7 protein-coding genes are annotated in these 25,195 nt (G+C 30.0%); 4 read left to right on the forward strand and 3 right to left on the reverse strand.

Annotated elements, in window-relative coordinates:
• Positions 1-3,756 precede the first annotated feature (3,756 nt).
• Complete coding sequence (gene efp, locus GIY03_RS03320; protein WP_457913691.1) at positions 3,757-4,323, reverse strand: elongation factor P; 567 nt, start codon at positions 4,321-4,323, stop codon at positions 3,757-3,759.
• Positions 4,324-4,376: 53 nt separating this feature from the next.
• Here efp and epmB point away from each other — a divergent pair, with 53 nt between their 5' ends.
• Positions 4,377-5,384, forward strand: coding sequence for an EF-P beta-lysylation protein EpmB (gene epmB / locus GIY03_RS03325; RefSeq protein ID WP_457913990.1), 1,008 nt, complete (start codon positions 4,377-4,379; stop codon positions 5,382-5,384).
• 1,416 nt (positions 5,385-6,800) lie between these two features.
• Here the strand turns inward: epmB and groL are convergent.
• Positions 6,801-8,453, reverse strand: coding sequence for a chaperonin GroEL (groL, locus tag GIY03_RS03330; protein WP_457913692.1), 1,653 nt, complete (start codon positions 8,451-8,453; stop codon positions 6,801-6,803).
• Between the two features lie 44 nt (positions 8,454-8,497).
• Entirely contained in the window at positions 8,498-8,791 is a 294-nt protein-coding gene (locus GIY03_RS03335; RefSeq protein ID WP_457913693.1) for a co-chaperone GroES, read from the reverse strand.
• Between the two features lie 4,334 nt (positions 8,792-13,125).
• Here GIY03_RS03335 and bamE point away from each other — a divergent pair.
• From bamE to GIY03_RS03350, 3 genes are all read left to right on the forward strand, one after another.
• Positions 13,126-13,458 carry an outer membrane protein assembly factor BamE gene (gene bamE, locus GIY03_RS03340; RefSeq protein WP_457913694.1) on the forward strand — a complete coding sequence of 111 codons (333 nt, stop codon included), beginning with the start codon at positions 13,126-13,128 and terminating at the stop codon, positions 13,456-13,458.
• Positions 13,459-15,774: 2,316 nt separating this feature from the next.
• A complete protein-coding gene (trpS, locus tag GIY03_RS03345; RefSeq protein ID WP_457913695.1) occupies positions 15,775-16,779 on the forward strand; it encodes a tryptophan--tRNA ligase in 1,005 nt (334 codons plus the stop codon).
• 2,287 nt (positions 16,780-19,066) lie between these two features.
• On the forward strand, positions 19,067-19,270 hold the full coding sequence (locus tag GIY03_RS03350; RefSeq protein WP_457913696.1) for an HHA domain-containing protein: 204 nt from the start codon (positions 19,067-19,069) through the stop codon (positions 19,268-19,270).
• The last annotated feature ends 5,925 nt before the right edge of the window (positions 19,271-25,195 follow it).

The following is a 25,195-nucleotide window of genomic DNA, read 5'->3' on the forward strand; positions in this document are numbered from 1 at the left end:
TCACATATAACAAAATAATTTTATTATTATCACTTCACCTATAGAATATTCTCTAGTATGCTATAGATATAGAGAACAAGTATATTATAGATATTATAACTCTGATAATCTTATGAAAATAAAAGACAGAGATAAAGTTATTTATTGATAATGTTAATTTAAGATAGGGAAAATATACTATATGACTATATATTTGTAAAATACAAGACACAACAAAAAACAATGCTATCTTAGCTGATTAGCATCAGCTACATACTACGGATAACATCATGATTAACCATTCTATAATATGTAAGAATTTTATAAAAAATAAAACTATTTAGTTTTCTTTTGATTAAAAGTATATTGTCAACAATTTAGAAGGTTACCATAATCCTAAACATTTTAGTTGATCGCCATATCAACTTATAAAAAGTTATAAAATCATGATACATATCAAAAATCATCATTTAATGATCTATAACCTTATGCTATATTTTATAGTAACGTTCTAGGATGGTAACGAATATTAATACAACATAACGGATGTTTACTATACTAAAGGTATAACAGTATAAAAACCATTTATTCTGTGAGAGATCACTGTGACTTAATAAGAAGTTACTTTATCACATTAGCGCTAATTACTTGGCCTTCAATCATAAAATTGAAATTTTTCATAAAAAAACACATCAGCCAAAGCAATGATTTTCAAATTAATAGTTAATGTAATAAGTCAGCATACAAAGTCTTGATCATGTTATTGTATTTACCGAGCGACTACTCATAATAAAAGTCACACATACATATAGGGCAACAAACATATACCTATACAAAATTATCTTTTACTTAAATATTGATCAAGCATACTAATAGACAATATAATTACATTACTTAAACACACTATCACGGAACTGCTCTGCACTTAATAGTATACACGCGTAAAATAACACCCTGTAAATGCCATTTATTAAAATGTTCTTGTTGAATGACAATCTAACCCTGAATACGACAAAGCTGCTCAAGCATGCTATTAGCATTTAAACAAATTCAAAGAATCACTATAAAACCGGTACTTAGTCTCAAATAAAATATAAAATCTTAAAAGTGCAATATTTGCATGCCTAGCTAAAACTTATGCAAAATTTTAGATAGTTACTAAACTCAAAAAAAGATGTAATTTTAACACTACTCTGGTTTTTATCGACATTGCATTAGCCAATACTATCAGTATTGATAGTTTGTATAGTAAGTAAATCAAAGTATATTTTATTCTTTATGTATTAGAATATAATACGCTCAAAAGCAATGGCTACTAAATTTAGACGTATCACGTTTATTATGATCTTAACCTATTCCACAGATTACAGAGGTTACTAAGTAATCACTTAGACAATAAAGAAAAACAAAAACCTATTATTTTTTAACTAAGAAACAATATATACAGATAACACACGGTCTATAACAATATATCGTCGTGTCTATTGAGTATAAATTATATAATTACATGAGATAAGACGTAAAATATTGCGATCACCTTAATAGATACATAGACTATTTATTCAGGAATGATACTAAGGGTTTCTATAGTAATACACTAAGTATCTTGTTATGTCCGGTTAATACAACTAACACTAATTATAAAATTAATAAAATAATATAGCAGGTCAGAAGAAGATATTTATACATTTATATGAATTCTAAAAAGATATTGTATCAACTAAATACTATCGGCTTTTATCTCTACCTCACATTACGCGTAACATAAGTTGATAAAGTCACCACGAATGTCATGATTGATATAAGATTTTCTTTAGCAGAACAGACAACACAATTCCTGATAATAAACTGTTAATACTGTGACGACCTAACTTGACCAGCACATCCTATATAATATAGGTCATAGCGATAATTTATTCAGATGCTGCATGTCTCATACAAGTACATCCGACTAGTATATTAGGTTCCTGCGTTTACTTCCTGCATGTTCGAGATGTTTTGCTGCGCTTATATCCAACTTAGACATAATAATTATAGTTTTCTCAGATACTACTAATTAATATATGCTGAGCTTTACTCAATAAATACATTAAATTCTTACTATCAACCTTAAAGGACATCTCAACGCTCTATTTTTCGCCTTCCGGATCTTAAAACAGCTCATTAAAAAACCGAACACAGCAGTCAATTATATTCACATCTGTTGCTAGTAAACTCTTTAGCACTGCATGGATAGAATGTATGCTATGTCTTTTAAGATAATCAAAAATTAACAGATCATGATCACTTGGATAAGAAAATAATAGTGATATAGTACGCAGTACACTCTCTGTGCTTTTACAAAGCTTATATAATAATTTTTAGGTATGCATGACACTGTATTATGCTATGGAACGAACGAATCGCATGATTCCAATTCTCATACTAAATGAATGAGTCTTGAACATTTTGTAGCACCGAGACATACACGGAAAATATCGCAGAGTCTTGTATAAGTATTATTGCAAGTAAATAGCAACTCCTTAAAGAACACGAAATAAAACTATTTTATACTATCGTAATAATTAAATAAGAGCATCCCTATTATAAAAGAAGATTACTAATGCTGTGATTTTCAGTCTTAATAAACCGCAATACACGCACTAAGATTTGCTGTTGAACTTAGCTAACGCTTATTGTACATCAGGTTATATGCTATAATAGCAGTGAGGGTTTATCTATGTTGACTGACATAACCTTTTACGTTTCATAATCGATTTGATAAAATCGCATTTTTCTAAAAACAATCTCACAGTAGCAATAAAGTATCAAATACATGTTAATCACTAGATCATTTTTTCAAAAACACATTGTACTTCTAATAAATCAAGCATACCTAGAATCCTGATGTATAGATAACGCGTCTAGTTGTTTTTATGTAACTGAGCACATCCTATTATTTTCACTACTTTGCATACCGCACGTAGAACAAAATATTAGTGTTTATATGTGATATGTGCTTCTTATGTCTTAAGCTTAAGTATTATGAATACATAATTAATAAAATCACTTTTACAATAAACTCCAAGTTCACCTTCACTAAATTATGCGCTGACTCTTAATATAAGATGTAACTTATAGTTAGATACATCATCTTAGCGCTGATACTAAGGTAAATAAAAACTAACACGTATAATTGATAGTGTGATTGGTCTGATAACTGCAGAGACTGCATAGCAGATGTTTTGGAGTGTATCCAGAAGATTAATTCTAGTTTTATAAGCAAGAAACACGATTTTAGGTTCTAACAAACCACGATCTGTATTATCGTTGCATTACTACGTAAACTTCATATTTTAATGTTAGCTTTCTATGATTCAGGTGATAGTGATACGCCCGTATATGAAACATTAAAAAAGTACGCTAACTTGATAAGTGTATTAAAAATTAACAATAAGAAACTCAACAGCGTATATATCATCATATATACGCTGTTGAGTTTCTTTAACATAGGAATGCGGGTACCATCTGTTATTAAAAAATTACTATATTTTATAATTATAAATTAAATTCTTTAATGCATATAATATTTAGTGAGAAAAATATCACCACATATTCTACATAATTTTATGAGACATTACTGATACGGTGAAATAACACTATAATAACTATTTCCGCATTATTACGGCACATAAATACTAACCAAATAAATGTAGTAACAGAGTTGCTTATATTACGCAGAACCTGCAATATTCTATAAATAAAATTACGAGACAAGGTTATGCTCTTGTTTATTATTCATTTGATGCGAGCAACATACTCGCCAGAACGCGTATCAACACGGATAATTGTGCCAATCTGTACAAATGAAGGCACTTTTACTGTAGCACCGGTACTTAAAATGGCTGATTTTCCACTGGCATTTGCGGTTTCTGCTTGTCTCCCTGGACTCGTAGAGGTTACTTCTGCTTCAATAAAGTTTGGCAATTGAATTGAAATAGGACGACTATTCCAAAAAGTAATAATGTATTCTACATTATTTTGTAGCCACTTTGCTACATTAGAAATAGTGGTTTTTTCAATTTGACACTGATCAAAAGTCTTAGGATGCATAAAATAATAAAAATTAATATCATTATACAAGTAATGCATACCAGTGTTTATAACATTTGCGATTTCACAAGAATCAGTAGATTTAAAAGTTTTTTCCACACGAGTATCCGTTAACAGACGACGCATTTTTACTCGAACAAACGCTTGACCTTTTCCAGGCTTGACGAATTCGCTTGATTCAATAGTGTAAGGTTCATCATCAAATATAATTTTGAGACCTGAACGTAAATTATTACTAGAACAAGTTGCCATAATAACCTTCTAAATATCAAGACCAGCAGTTCAACTAAAAGGTACATTTTGTTATTAAAAACATAAATCATGAAAAAGATTGGTTGCATCAACTCTCTGATGTTATTACTAATCTTGATGAATTACTGCAGCTTTTATCATTAAATACACATCCACAATTATCACAAGGGCGTAACGCTAGTCGGCTTTTTGCGCTGAGAGTGCCTCGTGCTTTTGCCGCACGCATGCAACCTGGCAATGCTAATGACCCACTTCTTCGCCAAGTGCTAACCACTAAAGAAGAGTTCGATCATGTCCCTGGTTTTACCACTGACCCACTTAATGAGCATTGTTGTGTGGTTCCTGGTCTTTTACATAAATACCAAAACCGCGCTCTTCTACTAATCAAAGGAGGCTGTGCGGTTAATTGTCGCTATTGTTTCCGCCGTCATTTTCCATATAAGGTTAATCAGGGTAATAAGACTAACTGGTGTAAAGCACTCGAGTATATCCAACGACATACGGAACTAGATGAAATTATTTTCTCTGGTGGTGATCCGTTAATGGCTAAAGATCATGAGCTAGGTTGGCTGATTAGTGAGTTAGAGTCACTTTCACACCTGAAACGTTTACGTATTCATACTCGTTTACCCATAGTAATTCCGGCGCGCATTACGCTAGCACTGTGCCATTGGCTATCAACATCTCGTTTACAAATACTGATGGTTACACACATCAACCACGCTAATGAAATAAATCACGAGGTGTATGATGCCATGGAAAAATTACGTATAGCTGGCGTAATACTCCTCAATCAAAGTGTACTACTGCGTCATATTAATGACGATGCCACTACGTTGGCAGCATTAAGCAACGCTCTATTTAATGCTGGGATTCTTCCTTACTACCTGCATATGCTAGACAAAGTCCAAGGGGCAGCCCATTTTATAATAAGCGACGCAGAAGCCCGCGCTATTATGCAAGAATTATTAAATAAAGTGTCTGGCTATCTAGTGCCACGTTTAATGCGTGAAGTGAGCGGAAAACCAAGTAAAATACCCGTCGATCTACATTTAATGTAGAATTTAAAGAGGCTATCACAAAATATGATACGGTATTTAGATACCCCATTTGGCTAAAGAAATACTTTTATATCCAGTGAAAAGTTCAACGACCTTGATAACTACTAACGCACTGAATTTTCATAAATTAATTTTCGCTGACCATAATGAAAGTTATGTTCTAATTCTAAAAATATCTATTGCTAGTATTCTTTTTATTCTGCTCACTTATACATTGTTGTATATCGACAGATCAGTGCACTCCATTACACTAATCAGCTAGAGCTTTACAATAGATGTTTAGTAAGTCACCTAATCGTCATGGAAAGTGTGAGAATTCATGAACTTCCTGACAAGTAATCTATATAAGTTATGGTTATCAAGTTAATCAATAGAAAGACATACGTGTTATACGTCTATTCAAAATATTATATAATCACTGAGTCATTATAAGTGTATCGAACTCTAGTCTTTTAGCATCATATCCTATATAATGAATACATTAACGCTATGTAATAAGTGAATCGCTATATATATTTCTCCACCCCAGTAAACTTCTCTAAATGCATAAAGTATATTGAACATATACTTTATGCATTTAGAGAAGTTTACTGGGGTGTTATGAGTCCATCACTAAAGCAAATGGCAAGATGAAAAATATTGCTATTTGTTCATAAACTACATTTAATTTAAATAAAATTTAGCTTCTTTCTAAGACCCAATGTTTTATACTAAAATTTCCTAATAGATCACTATTTATAGTCTCAATACCACTAATCAACACGTTAGTGATATTTTATTTAAAAAATAAAACTCGAAGAAATATCTTCATTTCTATTTATTTAATATATTCATAAATATCTTATTTACTTTTAAAGTAAACATGTAAAATAGAATAACTACACTTCTGCTTAAAAAAGAATCGGTATCACACTAACTACACTTAATATGTATTATACAGATGATGCAACACTTTTGCATTGCACTACTTGAATTGCTTGTCTTATAAACAATAACGTTTACGCACAGTTAAAGAACCTAACACCCAAACACCGAATACGTCTAACACCTTAACCACCGCACAGTATATCGTTTAAAATATAGAGTTTCTTGAAAGATCGCACTAACTAACTATCATGCAACTCAAAACATAGTCACATACATTTTATATTTTTGAATATTATTCATGAACGAATCAAGACATAATTCCACAGATTAGAATTAATTCAGTATAGTGTATTTATTTGTATAAAACTTTTCGTAGTTCTTAATAATAGGCATTCGAGGTAATAATGCCTAGTATATCTATCGATTTTTTATAATACTTACTAGACACCCTATAAGCATGAAGCTTATAGGGTGAAGTGACTATTTATTTAAATCCGGCCATCTCACTGCTAACCGGAACTTTAGCATATAGATACATGTAAAGGATAATTACATCATACCACCCATGCCACCCATGCCACCACCCATGCCACCGGCACTGCTACCTGAATCAGATGATTCATTCTTTGGTAGATCAGTAATCATACATTCGGTAGTAATCATTAAGCCAGCAACAGAGGCTGCATACTGTAGTGCAGAACGTGTCACTTTAGTTGGATCTAAGATCCCCATTTTGATCATGTCACCATACTCTTCAGAGTATGCATTATAACCATAGCTACCTTCGCCGGTTCTTACGTTATTAGCAATCACAGATGCTTCTTCACCAGCGTTTATCACAATCTGACGCAATGGAGACTCCATGGCACGACGTGCAACTTTAATGCCGACATTTTGATCAGCATTTTCACCTTTCAGGCTACTAATTTTACCTGCTACGCGAATCAAAGCAACACCGCCACCTGCAACTACACCTTCTTCTACTGCAGCACGTGTTGCATGTAAAGCATCTTCAACGCGCGCTTTTTTCTCTTTCATTTCAACCTCAGTCGCTGCGCCAACCTTAATAACAGCGACGCCGCCAGCTAGTTTAGCCACGCGTTCTTGTAGTTTTTCACGATCATAATCAGAAGTTGCTTCTTCGATCTGTTGACGAATTTGAACAACACGACCTTTAATAGTTGCTTGATTACCAATACCATCAATAATAGTAGTGGTATCTTTATTAATTACGACGCGCTTGGCTTGACCTAAATCTTCTAGAGTAGTTTTTTCCACTTCTAAACCGATTTCTTCAGAGATCACCGTAGCTCCTGCTAACGTTGCAATATCTTGCAACATAGCTTTACGTCGATCACCGAAACCAGGTGCTTTAACTGCAGCAACCTTTACGATGCCACGCATTGTATTGACTACTAGTGTTGCTAGAGCTTCACCCTCAACGTCTTCAGCGATAATTAGCAACGGTTTCCCAGCTTTCGCTACAGCTTCTAGCACCGGCAACATTTCACGAATATTAGAGATTTTTTTATCTACCAACAAAATAAATGGATTGTCTAACTCTACTGAACCAGTTTCTGGTTTATTGATAAAGTAAGGAGATAGGTAACCGCGATCAAATTGCATACCCTCAACCACATCTAGTTCATCTTGAAGACCATTGCCTTCTTCAACAGTGATAACACCTTCTTTACCTACTTTTTCCATCGCTTCTGCAATTAATTTACCAACTGTTTCATCGGAATTTGCAGAGATAGTGCCAACCTGAGCAATGGCTTTTGAGTCAGAACAAAGGACGGATAGTTTTTTCAGTTCTTCAACTGCTGCAATAACCGCTTTGTCAATGCCACGCTTCAGATCCATTGGATTCATACCAGCCGCTACAGCCTTTAACCCCTCAGTAATAATGGATTGAGCTAATACAGTGGCAGTAGTAGTACCATCTCCTGCAGCATCATTTGCTTTAGAAGCTACTTCTTTGACCATCTGTGCACCCATATTCTCAAACTTATCTTCCAATTCGATCTCACGAGCAACAGATACACCGTCTTTAGTAATACTAGGAGCACCAAAGGATTTATCTAGTACTACATTACGGCCTTTGGGGCCTAAAGTTACTTTTACTGCATCAGCAAGAACATTTACGCCACGAAGCATTTTGACGCGAGCATCATTGCCAAATTTTACATCTTTAGCTGCCATTAGTATTCTCCTTCAACTTATTTAATTCAAAAAATAAAGCGCCATTACACTTCAACAACTGCCATAATATCGCTTTCAGACATGATTAACACATCTTGATTATCGATCTTTTCTACTTTTACACCGTAACCATCATTAAAAATTACAGTATCACCAACTTTTACATCTAATGGTCGGATGCTACCACTTTCCAGAACACGCCCCTTTCCAACTGCCAGCACTTCACCACGAGTAGATTTACCTGCTGCTGAACCAGTCAGCACAATACCACCAACAGATTTTGATTCAACTTCTTTCCGCTTAACGATAACGCGGTCATGCAATGGACGAATACTCATTAAACGCACTCCTGTAAGTTAAGAAGATTACTATCAGATCTAGAATTGTTAGCTAGTGTGTGTTTATTACTAGCAACGTCGACTGTGAGATGGGGGCATTCCATTAGCCTTCAAGGGCTTAATAAAAGTTTTTTTATGTTTAATAAAAATTTTAAGAAACTTTCGAGTAGAATTGAAATCGTGTTTCTTAAGGATTATTCTGGTTTTATAATCACTCGGTCATTGCGCTCGCATATCAGTAAGTATCATTTAGTAAGTATCATTGTTTTTATAAGTCTCTCACAAAGATATTGTTAGTTTTATTTTAAAATACTAACCGCTAAATAATAAACAATATAGGTTACTAACGATAAGATCATAGTATATTAAAACCGTTTATTTAATTAAATATGCTGTCATGACATACACTCTGACTCTGCTCATTCAGCTGCGCAGAGTGTAGAATACTAACAGATCAATTAAAATTATACGCTTATTCCAAGCTATGCTACACTGATGAAACAGTAGACAAGCAACCGACACTCACTCTTAGGTTATTGGTTGCTAAGTAATATCTTCTCTACCTCAAATAAAAGACCATGTCAAAGTCCTGTAGTGCTCTATGAAAAATAAGTTGCAAACTATAAATCAACGGATTTAAAATGTTAACATAAACATAAAACTTCCTAAAAGAAAAACCATTCTTTTAATGTAAAATTCATTGCATGGTATATTTTACTTGATAACTAGGGTATAATACTAAAGTAAATACTTTATTAAATGCGAATACTTATCGCATAACTATTGTCGTAGCATTATCGATCTAATGAACGAGATACTACAATTCTTCTTAAAGACTTACTATATATAAAGAGGCCCATCAAGCTAAACATGGGGCGCCTAAAACAAAATACCATATGCACCTTAATTTGCAGAAAGAGAAAAAATAACCATTAGTTACATATTTATGTAATATAAGACTTTGTGATATTTCATTGCTTAGTGAAATTTATAAAACAACATAAATCGGGGAAATACATAAAGATTTTGAGTATTTTGAATGCTCGGTTTAACCGTATACTTAATTGCTACGGTAAACTTATATCAAATGGTAATAAGAAGACAAAAATAAGTGACTTTTTATTAAAAACTTTAAAATATTTCACTTTATTAAAAACTTTAAAATATTTTACTAAACCGCAGGTCTAACTTTAGAGTGCTCTGTATTCTGTTTGTTTGTAATAAAAAATTATTAGAAAAACGAGACAACCTAAATAGCTCTACAGGCTACGGGAATATCGGTATCTAATTTTATTAGCCATATTTTCAATTATCGCTATTAGTAATGTCTCTACCCACGACGTAATCTCGTCTGTTATATTCAACAACAACACTATTATTACCATTTTTGTTAATTTTAGGTTGTAAATACGTTATGCACTTTTCGTTACTAATGAAACGCAACTTAAAAGTCTACGGCATGGATCTTGAGTTTTATATATGCATCTTGACGCAATTAATATGTAGTAGTAATATCGAGAATGATATTTTAAAGTATCATACTTATAAAAGTAACGTAAACACACTGAAATCAGATGTTTTAAGCAGTATTAATAGAAAAACACTGCGGAATTTACTATTTAAAATGTTACTAAATATCCACTTTTCAATATTATTGTGATGTTCTAATTTTATTGGCAATTGCATTTAACCCTACTGGTGTGCATTAAAGATTCTCTGTATATTATCAGTATATCTACAGGATTATCAAAAATTAAAGAGGCTAATACACTAAAACGTTTCATACCATTCAATTAAATAATAATCTACTACCGGCATGTATCCTTAAAGTGGTTTTGGTGTTTTTAGTTTATGTCGTAGTATTTATACTAATATATTCTAACAGTTATTGCGATTAAGGTTGATACTGTATCTGTCTTCTCCACCATAACAGCAACTTGAAATACATTAGGGTTAGAATAAAGTGTAATGACAGAAACATCACCGCTATATTCCATCCGTAACTCAGTAAATACTCGCAGTGACTATGCTTTTTGGACATCTGGAAGTATTTACGCTATTAGTGTTATTTATGCGAACATTTTGGCGTGAAAAATCATAGCGTTAAAAATAACGCAATAAAACTACCAATACTCTATTCAAGTCGCAATAAGCAAAGAATCTCTATTATTTTATATATCTAAAAAAACTGTAATATGATCTTATAGGTTGACCTTGTACAACAAGTGAGCCTTGATCACAAATGGTGCGCGCGTCGGTTACGATGGTAACTTCCATGCAATATAGTGTTTTAATCTCACTAAAACACATAGTACGGCATCACACAATTCATATCAATAAAATAATAAGCATATTCTTATGCGATAAATCTAACGAAAAAATATGTATTCTCAACAAATTTCTACACTTTTCAGTGCTTACTGCACTTAGCGTAGTATTCTTTTAATAATACTACGGTATTAGTTATAGAGCTATAATATCCGCATAGTAGTTAGTTTTTATTGTAATATCATGCAACACATTATATGTATAAAAAAGTAGAGTAAAAAAGACTGATACCAGGAAAATCCTGGAAACATGCAATACCAGCAAATTAAATAATTCCGTAAATCTCTTCCAAGAAATTCGCAGCAAAAACAACATTGAATGTAACGCCGACACTCAAACATAAACCTCAATTCATTAATAATCTTATATACTTTAATTAAGCAAGTTATACAAAATATAAATTTAAACGGTATGTGTTAAAGCAATTTTAAGTACAACGTTATGTTAATCACCAGTTAATCAAGCTGCAACGTAAAAGTTAAAGCAATTAAAATAAAACTGCAGCTAATACGAGACACATAAAATGCGACATCACTGAATACACAGTTAATAACCTTACCTATTTCAAATATATGCCACAATTAAACAATGCCACGCAACTCAAAAACATTAGAATCAGAGTTCGTGCATTCTCATAACCTCATATGGTTGAATACTGCTTAAATTCCTATAATAATTATAGTAATTTAAATTATACCGAAATATAATAATCAAGATTCAAAAGAGATCTTTAGTAATAAAACTCAAGGAACAAGGAAACAGATATAACATTACGCAATCTTCGCACTAGTTCACAGAATAAAATACTTACTTTAGCGAATCATATTTCAGAAATAGCTGTAACAACTTCATAGACCATAGTTTTACTAAGCGTCATGCCGCTACTACTTCAAATAGTATAAATCTGATTCCAACTATAGCTATAAAATCAATTAAGTATTTACTATTAAAATATATTTATCAGAATATTTACAATTTTTATTGTAGGAACAAGCGCGACATTTGCAGATAATTACTACAATTGATGCTATTGCAATTGATGTTATATTAGTAATATTAAAATAACATTATCTATCATGTCTAACATAAGACTCATCATCTTCAATCTCACTATACACAATATACCATGCCATACTAAAACTACCTCAATTTTATTGAGTACACTATTAACATTTATCCTCATAACAACAATGTAATCAGTAGTCTTTTATATACACAGTCATTTTTGCCACTAATAGGTACGAAATACCTAGTAAATAGTTTTCTCAAACATCTTGAAACAACTACAGTACCACAGTACTGGATGATTCTGTATGGCCTAAATAACTATTACGAGTATTGTTAATAGTTACGTCTAATCGTAAAGCACTATGCTTGGTAATTAAAATAATTAAAACACAAACAACCATTTGTAAAATACACACTACAGTTTTAATATTTTGTAAAATCGTTGTTAGTATATAAGCTCGTCTTAGAACAGATGGAATTCCTTTTGCACTCATTAGGTTAGTTTATTAAAGCAACATTTTATAAACCCACTGGTAAGTCATAGAATTTAAGAACTAACATATGTTTTATAAAACAACCGGACAATACTATACGAAAAGTGAACTGCACAATTACACGGAGAGACCTAGTGAAAATGATGTTTTATTTTTGATCCTACTACCAACACGTAAAATATTTTAAAAACACTGCGTTATTACTGACTACATATAATTCAGTTCATCTCCTGCTTTTATGATATACTAAAATAGTTTATTACATTACTGTATATCTTTACGGCAAAATAGTTTTTATTATTATCGTGACATATTAAAGAATATTTAATATACACTACAATATTACTCATAACACATATAAGTTTTAGTATATTAAGTAGTTAGAACTCCGATGGTAGCGTGAGATAATTACTTTATAGCCATGAAACTTAAGATATAGAATTTTCTCATACAGAAAATTATTGATCATCCAGATATTATTGGCCATGAAGGAATGCGATTACTATGCATAGTAATATATTAACTATTAGTATAGTGCTGTTAACGCTAACTACTGGGTGTTCTGTGCTCAGTAAGATAGTATACCGTCCTGAGATTAATCAAGGAAACTACTTAACGCCAGAAGATGCAAAAAAAATTCAAAAAGGTATGACGCAACAGCAGATTGCTTATATATTGGGTACTCCAACACTAAAAGATCCGTTTGGTAAAAAGACATGGTTCTATATATTTCGTCAACAATCTGGTCATACAAAAATTACTCAACATACCATAACGTTAACCTTTAACGATACAGGCGTGTTAATCAACATGCATGATAATAGCACTCTTCCTTAAACACTGTAGTTTTTGCGTATAACAATGAATTACGTTTGTTTTGCATACAAACATTTTACACAATAACCATAAAAAATATGTTGATCTCTAAGAGCGTTATAAATACTTCGACTCATTATTGTAAATATATTAATATAATCGAGACAACACGCTTACATGTCACATGTATAAATTTTAGAACCGAAATGCTAATACTATGACTGTATTAGATCTATTTATAAGATTTTCCTTGCATCAATTTACTGAAAGTACCTGCAGATTGAGTTAGTTAAAAAAATCATATTGTATGAAATTCAGATTTTCCATAAACTTACTGGATAATCTAGTGTACGTTATCGTAAAACATATGACATGATATAGTCTTCATCTTTCAGTAATCAGTTAAACAATTAATTTTTAATTAAAACTCTGTTTGATATATTTAACACATAACGTATCAAAAAACAACTACTGAGGACAGTAATATTCAACGAACTTTGTTATTGATAACATTTTTTATACACAAGAAAACTAGTAGATCTCTCAGTATTTACCAAAAAAACCAAGAAATAATAATAAGCATAACAATATAATACACTGTAATTAAATTACGATTTTAATCGTATAGACACACCGTAAGTGATATTATAAAAAATGCAATACCTCTTTATCTAAAATCTCTAAGAATAGACTATTGCTTTTATATTATATTGCCTAGTTTTTACAACATTTATTATACAGACTCACTAAAACACCAAAGACCATGCAGTACAAAATTACTGTTTTAATCAAATATTAAAAAATTATAATATAAATGGTAGACTCTGATGGATTAAGGTACTTCATTAGTTTGAAATACCATTTCCCCGTTAAATTTTACAAAATTGACCATATATTAAAGAACTGTCAATGATCGAGCGATTGAATATGAGTACTTATTGCTTGCTATGTTTAAAGCAGTTCGACTACATATTAGTATAATGCATACTCTTTTATTTTAAATAATAATTATACTGTCAGATCATTGTCCTGATAATAATTTTATTTATTTTTTACTTTGTATTATTCCGAAAATTATCGCGACTTCAGTACCTGAAGTCAGTGTAGAGATTCTCTAGTTTCCGTAAATATTATATATAATAAGTTACCACATCAGATCTAGATGTTTGATTTGTTTTTAAAATCCAGCTAACTCTGGGCGCTATCATATCATCTGATTATTTTTGTAAGTGATTTAATTTCTAACGATTATTCAATAATCTTAGCATTAACCGATACATATGTCAATCACATTATCGATTCAGACATAATCTCAGCATACAACAATGAAATAAAGATGCAAAGATTCTGGATTTTAATGTATTGATTTTATAGATATTTATGTCTCACCTGAGGTTTTACTAGCAACGAATCATATTCGTTCGTTTATTAACTAATTAGTCAAGTAATCATCTATATCAACTCTGCGATGTAGGTAATAATAGATGCAATCACTCTATTGGCATCAGAGTTACACTGATCTTAAAAATTTTTCCGAAATTAAAAAATCTCATGTACCAAGTACCTCACTCATCAACTAGGAACATGATGAATCTTTATTTTTAACGAACGTTAAAATATAAATGCAACGATACTAGTAAGGCTTGCTCTTTATATGCTTTATATTTTTTGACTACACCAGCACGCATTAACTTAACATCAAGAACATGGCAACCCTCTTGATATTAAATTGCTCATGTATAAAATAGTGCATTTGCTACTACAAAACTTTAAATATAATTTTTAGGAATTAATGATCACACCAGTGATATTTATTCTTTATTTTCAATATGTTCTACTTAACCAAAACTGAATGACTTAATTTTAAAATTTAATTAAAATCTGCGCATATCACTTTCAATCGATAAGAAATAACCATATGGAATATAAGTTGTATCCTGGGATGTCTTTAAGTTAACATTAATAATTCGAATATTTTCGCTTAATTTTATTATATATAATGACTACTTTTTAGTAGTTATATGCGACACTGATTTGCTATATCAGACTTATAAAAAAACACTGCATGTGATGGATATCTAAGTTATATTTTCGTGATTCACTAGGTATTTTATTTTTTTTGCAAATCTTACTTTTACAGTATAATATATAGCCCATTAACATCGCAGGTTCAGATAGCTCTTAAGCACTTGATTACTGAATCAGTATTACACTAAAATTTTTAGTATAACGATAGTGAGAAAATTACTTAAGGCGATAGTAACGACGCATTTAAAATACTTCGCTACTTTATTATTAATTCTTAGATTGTTATTTTATAGACTTAGGATGTTCAAAATGAATAAACCTATAGTATTTAGTGGTGCACAACCATCTGGAGCATTAACTATAGGTAATTATATGGGGGCGCTGCGTCAGTGGGCTCAGATGCAAGATGCCTATGACTGCATGTACTGCATCGTTGATCTACACGCCATCACTATACGTCAGGACGCGAAGCAGTTGTATAATGCTACATTAGACATGCTCGCATTGTACTTAGCGTGTGGTATCAATCCAGAAAAGAGCACTATCTTCGTACAATCGCATGTGCCAGAACATACTCAGCTAAGTTGGGTACTAAACTGCTACACCTATTTCGGTGAGCTCAGTCGTATGATTCAGTTTAAAGATAAATCTATTTGCTACCCAGAAAATATTAATTCTGGATTATTTAGTTACCCTGTTTTAATGGCAGCGGATATTCTGTTATATCAAACTCATCTAGTGCCAGTTGGTGCAGACCAAACGCAACATATAGAGTTATGTCGTGATGTAAGTCGACGTTTTAATACCTTATACGGTGAGGTGTTTACTGTGCCTAAACCGTTGATTCCTAAAACTGGCGCACGAGTGATGTCACTCCAGGAGCCGCATAAAAAAATGTCGAAGTCAGATATCAATCATAACAATATTATTGGTCTATTAGAGGATATAAGTATAGTAACTAAAAAAATTAAGCGCGCAATAACTGACTCCGAAGAGCCGCCTGTTATCCGTTACGATGTGGTACATAAAGCTGGCGTATCTAACTTACTAGATATTCTGTCTGGGTTAACCAATAAAAGTATTGTTCAATTAGAAATGGAATTAATGGGACGACAGTATAGTCACCTAAAAAATATAGTAATAGAAGAACTATCTAGTATGCTAAGTCAGTTGCAAATGCGTTATCATAACTTACGAAAAAACGAAACTTACTTACAAAAAGTAATGCGTGACGGTGCCTGTAAAGCACGTGCGCGTGCGAAAAAAACACTAACAAGGCTGTATCAGGTTATTGGATTTGTGTTGCCACAATAAAATCTAGTAAAAGATCTCTCCCTACACAACGCAAAACCTTGCGATCTTCTTTGTAAGAAGCAGACAATGCTAGCCTTTTCCTTGCCTAAGTTTTATAAAATTACTTATCTAACTTACCTCATGCTAAACCTACTATTATAGCAGTAGAGCATAACGTTATTACAGTATAATAATTATCACTGATAACTCATTGATTTTTCGTTAATGCAAATCAAGTACTGAGACTGTATTACTGACACCAGTCTAGTGTCAAACTTTAAAGTATTACTCTGTATTATAATCTTAATCGTTGCCTTTCTGATGCAACCATTTTATGGTGCGATCATACGATTAAAATATAAAAATATAGTTGCATATGGCAGTACATACGTATGACATATCTTGTCTTTCGATGATAACATCGAATAGCCATTTTAAATGTATAGACTCTGATACACCTTTAAGTGTATCGTGCATCTAGTATTGACGAAAATATTATCTATCTACGAATTTGCTGGGTATAGTATTTATATGCCTTGGTTTATCTAAACATTTACTAAACCAGATCGATGTAACATTGTCGCACTAAATGTAATCGCGTTACGTTAGTATAAACTATTAATCAAAAGAATTAATATGTCTATTTCTTCTATGACTATATCTTGCAGTAAATATCGCCATTAAAACAAGTAACATCTCTATTAATCAATAGGTCAACTAATAAGTTATTGGTTCTCAGGCAGACACAAAATACACGTAATTTTTGTATCCAAGATACAATCATTACTAACACTTTGGCTTTTCATTAACAGTGTGAATAACGCGCTTCATGGTCAACGTATTAACCTAATTACATTCAGCATAAGTCGATTATATGATAATCATTAAGTATATTTAACTATGATAGATATTACACATGAATTTTGTCACTACTAAAGTGAACGCATAAATCACATTGTATAAATAAAATACGCTAAAGGTTTTATGCTCTATTTAAACTATTACATCGTTTTTAATAATTTTTTTTGTTACAGTTATTTAGAATAAAAATAAAACAGAGGATGCTCTATCCCATAACCATGCAAACATAAAGACTATGACGCATTTATATATTAATACAACAGATAACTTGTATTTTTCTTTGTAAAAGAAAATTAATTAAAAACTAGTCAGAATTTTACGTAAACTAAGTCGTAAATGCTATGGTGGTAAGGCTATTTATAAAGTTTGATACGATAAAATGCATGACATTATGGAATGAATGTTCTCACTCTATGATAATCAATAATTATTAAAAATATTTCATTTCTCACAAGACCTCATTCTATGAACCTAACCTCGCATCCACTATATGATAACTAAAATGGTATACATCCCTAGATGTCCAAGAGTTATGCGTTGTAAAATCACATGCATTAATGTATCACTTTTAATATCAACTGACCAGTGATGTAAGACGTATGTTTAACTAACCTATTTTCCTGAATGAGGTTTGATATACTATATCACATTTTGAGAACATTAAGCTATCACGATATATGAGAACATCAGCGCTTAGATATCTCAGATCGTATAGTACAAAACATGAAAATTATTTATGCCCTATAAGATACTTTATAATTAAATAGTCGTTATACATTTGTTGATAACTAATATGGTGTATAATATAAAATTATAATATCGCTAACCACCTGAAAGTAAAATGTTATTTGTGTATAAATACAGCAGTATTACCGAATACATAAAACACTAAAGTAAACTAAATATTTAACAAACCTATAACATTAAAATAGGGGAGGTAGTCAAGGGGATGCACTATGTTTCTTTGTTGATAATGCTTATCTAACCTAAAAGAACATGCTATAAATATAGCGAACTATTTAGCAAAAAAGTCTTTGTAGATCACAAACACAGAAGTTATATCTATGTGAACCTGATAAGTGTATTTTATTTAAGAAATATAATATTTTTCGTAATCTACGATGACTGTATTTTAATAATACAATAATTTATGTTATTAGAACAACGACTGATTACATAGGAAGCAAGGTATTACTGGGTTTGAAGATCAAAAAACAATGCCAAAATTTTATTTCTTTCACCTTTCTTCAAAGATTAGATTATTTCTTAATATATTGCAAGTATAGTACATGTATTAGATGTTATGTAGCAGTGATCATTTTTTATAAAATACATACAGGACTGTTTATTTTATTATCTGTAAAAAACAACTTTATCTTGCAAGGAGAACTAAATGGTGGCTAAGATCTATCATATATTTTAAGATTTATAAAAATTTAAGGTTAGTATGACTAAAAATGACTATTTAATGCGTTTACGTAGATGCACTAAAATTAATACACTAGAACGTGTTATTGAAAAAAATAAGTATGAACTTTCCGACGATGAATTAGCTATTTTTTACTCCGCAGCTGATCATCGTCTTGCTGAACTGACTATGAACAAATTATATGATAAAATTCCTATTTCCGTTTGGAAATATGTCAAATAATCCGCACTATACTTACAGTTAGCATATATTCTGATGACAGACATATCAGACGTATATGTCTGTCTTAATTGACTATTATATTATTTAGTTATGCTTATTTTATCCAGTGCCTGTTATTCTAACGGTTGCATGTAGAATTAACTTTCGGATTCACTCATCTGTTTTTTAATTTGATAAAGCAAGCTTATAGTAATCTAATAAGATTATTACTAAAGTTTAGTTAGTATCTCATATAAGAAGCATTTCAATGAAAAATGAATTATTTTTTTATTTTCAAGTGCCTAAAAATCATCATATAAATATGATACAGTTAGTTTAATGAAATTGATCTTCTTTAATCGCTAAATACCATGAATTTTCATAGAAAATTAAGTCAACGTCTGAAGAGCATGTATAAAAAGAAGTGTGATATTTGCTACCATAGAATCTTTGATCGCGATATTACAATGATATATTAATCTGTAATCACAATTATTTGATTTTATTAATTGTAATGCTATGCTTTTCTATATATCAAAGCACACCCATTTACATTACTAAATAAATATTTCTACTTGAGAGTTATAATAGATGAATTTTTTGTTGATTTGATCACATCTATAAATTATCAAACATGTTGTGTAACCCGTATTCAAGGTACAAATATTCATACATAGATACTGTGCACTGAATGTAGTCTATAAGATTTTTTCTAGTAACTATGTCGCGGCATGTTAGATTTCTTTGTATTAAATACACACATTTTACAAGTAGATTACCTAATGATTTATGCGCTTTGATAATAGTTTTTCGTAGCTTTCTATGAAAGTTTTCATAACTAGCGCTATATTTATATAATACAAAATATTGCATAACTAAAATTGTTTTAAGTATTTTCTTGAAATAAGTTTCAATTGATATAGTAATCCTGATTACTTATGTGTGATATAATATTTACCGATGTTATTATTAATAATCAGATATTATAATTTACAATATATAGTATGTCTATACAGATATTTTGCAATTTATTTATAGATTTGAATTTATCAACATTTAGGCCCGTATTAGTGTAATAATAAAATGCGACATTTCATAAAAGTGCAGACCGAACGCTAGCATTAGATTTTAGCTTTTATGAGTGGTTAAATATGTTGTATGCAAGCATAGTTTCTCCTAGCCATCCATCTATAATAGAAAACATAAAACATCACTTCAGTATAGAAGAGTGATCGGAATTTCATAATCATCAAACAAAGTTAGCTTATAAAAATGTCATTTTTATGATTACGAGTCTCTCGTTTGCCAAATTTTTTAAAATGACATCTTAAGAAGGTTTTTTAAAAAACCCAGGGTATCTTCTACATATCAAATGCAACATTTTTAATAGCAACAATAAACACTGTCTATCTATAAATTTATTAGACAAAATTATGTAATTATACCTAATGATCTAGTCGCCTATTAATCGCTGTACATATAACGTCATTATCCTATATCTACCTTCATTATTTTAGTAATAACTAAGAACAAAAATGAAATGATACGATAATTAAGATAATTATCTCTTCTGTAGTAATCTTTAAAAGTGAAGATATCGTTACTAAAAATAACAAACTCCTTCACTAGCTATCTAACTAATCGATAAATCACCGAAATCTCACGGGATATAAAAAGAAACAAGATAAAATTCGTAATATCCATGCATCCATCACTAACGTTGCAATCGTTTTATTAATAGTATAATTGAAGATTGAGTATCTGATTACTAGACTGATGAGATAAAAAAACAATCGATTATACAGCAAATATCCAGAATTTTATAATATTTTATATTATACTTTTAATATATTAACTGGTGATTTTATAGTATAAATACATATTACAAGTACAGTAACTTTTAAATGTAATCATATACTCAAAGATATCGACTCGAAATTTTAATAATCTTACGTTACAATTATTTAGGGCTACCATAAACCTAGGTTACTCTCTATTCTTGGAATAGAGATAGAATCTATTTAATTATTAACAGATAATTAAAACGGTATTTCTAGTATTATCCATTTTCTTTAATAAGCACTTTGCTTATTATACATAAATTTAGAGATTTATAGGATAGATAGAATAATCAAACTACTTTGACATTGATCACTTATATTATATTTATAATAAGTCTTTAATTTTTTGCTTAGCCTTACTGCGTTATAGTCATGAATTTTTCACCATGATCATTAGAAATGATTTAAACTACTTATCGTGCATATCGTAAATAAGAGTGTATTACGTGATAAGAATTATTCTGTTAATTAATAAAACTTAAACTTTTTCTATATCATAGTTTAGTCACATACAACTAAAGAAATCTTTAACATATAAAAAATAGAAAACATTTTCTTATAACCTATTATTTTAGAAGAACTCGGAAGATTATATATTCTTTTAATAAAACTATAATAAGAATTAATCTCTACCGATATGATCGGTTTATACTTTTATACAAAAGACAAAATACATAGTTATTGTATAGTTTACTTGTAACTCCGTAACTCTAAAGCTTTTAGGTAAACGACTTAATTTGTTAGCGAAAATGCAGTATTATAGTATAATTACACTAATTGAGATTCGTAAGCATGATGTATATTTTTTCCAAACTACTTATGTGAGTTATTTAATTCGCCTAATGTCTTGTAAAACCACAAAAGCATTAGTGTTATTATTTAATAATGGCAGAGATTTACAAATTTATCTCAATGTGTGGTCATAGTACATCTGATAACTACGATAACATTGATTGTTATTTTGATTGATAGAAATAATCAGTCATATGAAATTATCTTTTAAAAAACTATTTTAAAATTTTACAGTATTATTTCTAAAAACTTTATTGATAGTGATATACTTAATATCAATTAAGACACATTTCACTATTTGATGTTTTACAAATTTTTACATATAAAACATTTAATACTAATTCAAAAAATACAACCCATCACTTTTTGTACTATAATTATTTAATACCATTGAATTCGTAGCATGTATTATGAATGTATTACGCTATGCATTATGCAGTGCAATATCTTACAGTTTTTATTTTTAAAAATAGTAGTCTCATACTGGTATCTTGTTTTGCAAAGTTCATATAAGTGTTCCATTATTATTGTTTTTAAAGTATTATTGTTTTTAAAGATTAGCGCTTGACTTATTTATAATTTTATGCGCTATATAATAATATTATAGCTATTATATAAATTTAGTTATTACCTTCTTAGAAAATATCAACTACTATAGTATTCATTAGTGCTTATGAACTCTAAGATATTTAAAAGACCAGAAAGATTAATCCACAGATTAGTACAATAGAACAGGAATTGTTTATCTAATTTAAGGTTGAATAAATCTAAAACCACTGCTAAATATATACAAATCACCTTTTAAAAACACGTGATATTAACGCATACACTCAGTGTAGTATGCAATAAAAAAATAATATTAAAGAATATCTATATCTTAATTTATTTTTTAGTCTTTTATTTCTATCGATAAACCAGTCTTCTGTTGATCGTTACAATAATCTTTCTTATGAGATAATTAATTAATCAAGTTCATTATAATTTGATCGATCTAGCTTATGATAAGTGTAACTTGTTAGTACAGTCTAAGCCTCTACTAATGTTCTATTAATCATTTATATTTTACTGCAATATACTTCATAGTATACGTTATACAAAACTCATCAACCAAGTAATGAAATTTATCGCAGTCACTAAAAGGAATTTATCGTTGTATAACTAAGAATTTTTTTCAGTTTAAACACCTAAAAATCATTCAGTACATTTATTTTAGAATAAATACAGTAAATTCTTGGAATATTAAGTGTTATTAAAAATTTAATCTAGTTTATTATTATACTATACTTGACTTGTTCATTAATTCACCGAAAATCTATCTACTTGATGCCTTATTATTCAAAATAAATTTTTAATTATTAATGCATAATACAAGGACCAATTCTTTTAAGATTGTATAGCGTTTACATGCACGTAGATTTATTAAAACTCCATCCCCATTTCTTATGAAAATTTAGTAAAATATTTTAATAAGTAGATTACTGATATTTATTTTATTAAATATTATATGCCTTAATAGAAAACTTCTTCTCTTGATTAGAGAAGTTATACCTATATATTAGGTAGGTAATAAAATTTTATGTTATTTATTAAAAAATCTCAATAAAGCACATATGATTCCAATAAATGTATATTGTGAATCCATAAGAACTACAACCTCGTTGTCATTATCGAGATTTTTATTTGGATAAGATCTTCGCTCAGTAATATATTAATGAGCATGTCAATTTAAAGAATTTAAGTTTTTAAAATAAAGGTTACCGTAGTAATCTACGTACAACATAGATTATTAAATCTATTAATTGATCTAACTAAGTTTTATTTATCAAACAGCTCAACACTTTTGAGATCATTAATATTCATTGGGTTGTTAACTATAACGTTTTATACACAAAAGTATAGTTACTTTTACAGTTAAAAATATAGAAAAATTTTTAGTATGAGGTATATAGATAACAAAAATATAAAATATAAGTCAAAACAACAGATATGTAGCAACTAGCTAACACTACTTCTTATTATCGTTAGATTAATATGAAAAATAAACAAACAGATAGATATAAATTTTACTAGTAATGTTGAGACTAAAAACAATCGTACTGCGCTCATAAGTATTACCAAACAAAGATAGAATCATTGAGATGAGAACATAATTCAATCAGATTATACCTTCAATAGCAAAATTTATTTGATTTTATAATACTTAAAATATTCATCCGTTAAGGTACAGCATATATTATACGGAATAATATTAGTGATGACTTTTCAAGACTAGCAACAGATTGGGTTTTTTTTAATATTTGTTTGTTTTAACAGTAACTTTTTAAAAATTGTATTGCAAAATCAAACTCTATCTATAAAGAGTCATGCATGCAATGTGCAACATATCATTAAGGCATGTGATATATCAAGAAATTTTACAAAACATAGCATTTATTCTTTAATACATTATTGTGACTACAGGAGCAATATTGTAAAATACATAATAAACCCTAAAGACTAAAGCATATAACTTTTAATGAATTCAGTATTATACAATTGTAAGTACAGTATATACATAATATTAAGTCGTTAATTTTAGTATTTTCTGTAGTTAGTAACTATAAATTAGTTACTTTACATACCGTCTTGTAAAACGTTGCAATAAGGCGAAACGTAGAAAATCTTTAGGCATAGCACTAGCACTTGATTGGGATTAATCAAAACATACATATACCCTTAGCATTCAAGTATACCAACATATGAGATATTTTAATACATGATTTATTCTCAATAACTGACAAAACTTCATCTAAAGTGTTCCGGCCTTATAATACCCCTAATATGAAGAGAGTCGTCTAAGTTGAGAAAGTTATAAAGCATATAATATGATTATTATTACCTAGAGACTATTAAATTCATCAATGCTAATGAAGTAATGTACTATTTGTACGATTCTAATTTGAGCGCTAGGAGAATAAATTTTTAATCCTTAAATATATACAGTATTGTTGCAATAAATGCACTCTGTATGACCTTGAAACAATGTACTTTTACAATCTATATATAGTGAAAAATTTTATAAATTTTAATGTGTTCCTTTTTACATAATCTTTTGAGTTTTCATGATTTCTAGGTAAGATTGTTTATTCGAGACAACTAGCATTTAAGATTGCTTTTAATCTTGTTAGTATATAAGCGCTAATTTTTGAGTATTATCATGCTATTTGATATTTCACAGGATAGCATCCTAACGTTATAGATCTATTAAGTGAATATTTTAATATAAAAATAAAGGTTTTATAAATTCTCAGTTACGATTACATAGGATGTTAAA

Origin of the sequence: Candidatus Gillettellia adelgis, from assembly GCA_020541285.1 — a bacterium.
Taxonomy (GTDB): domain Bacteria; phylum Pseudomonadota; class Gammaproteobacteria; order Enterobacterales; family Enterobacteriaceae; genus Gillettellia; species Gillettellia adelgis.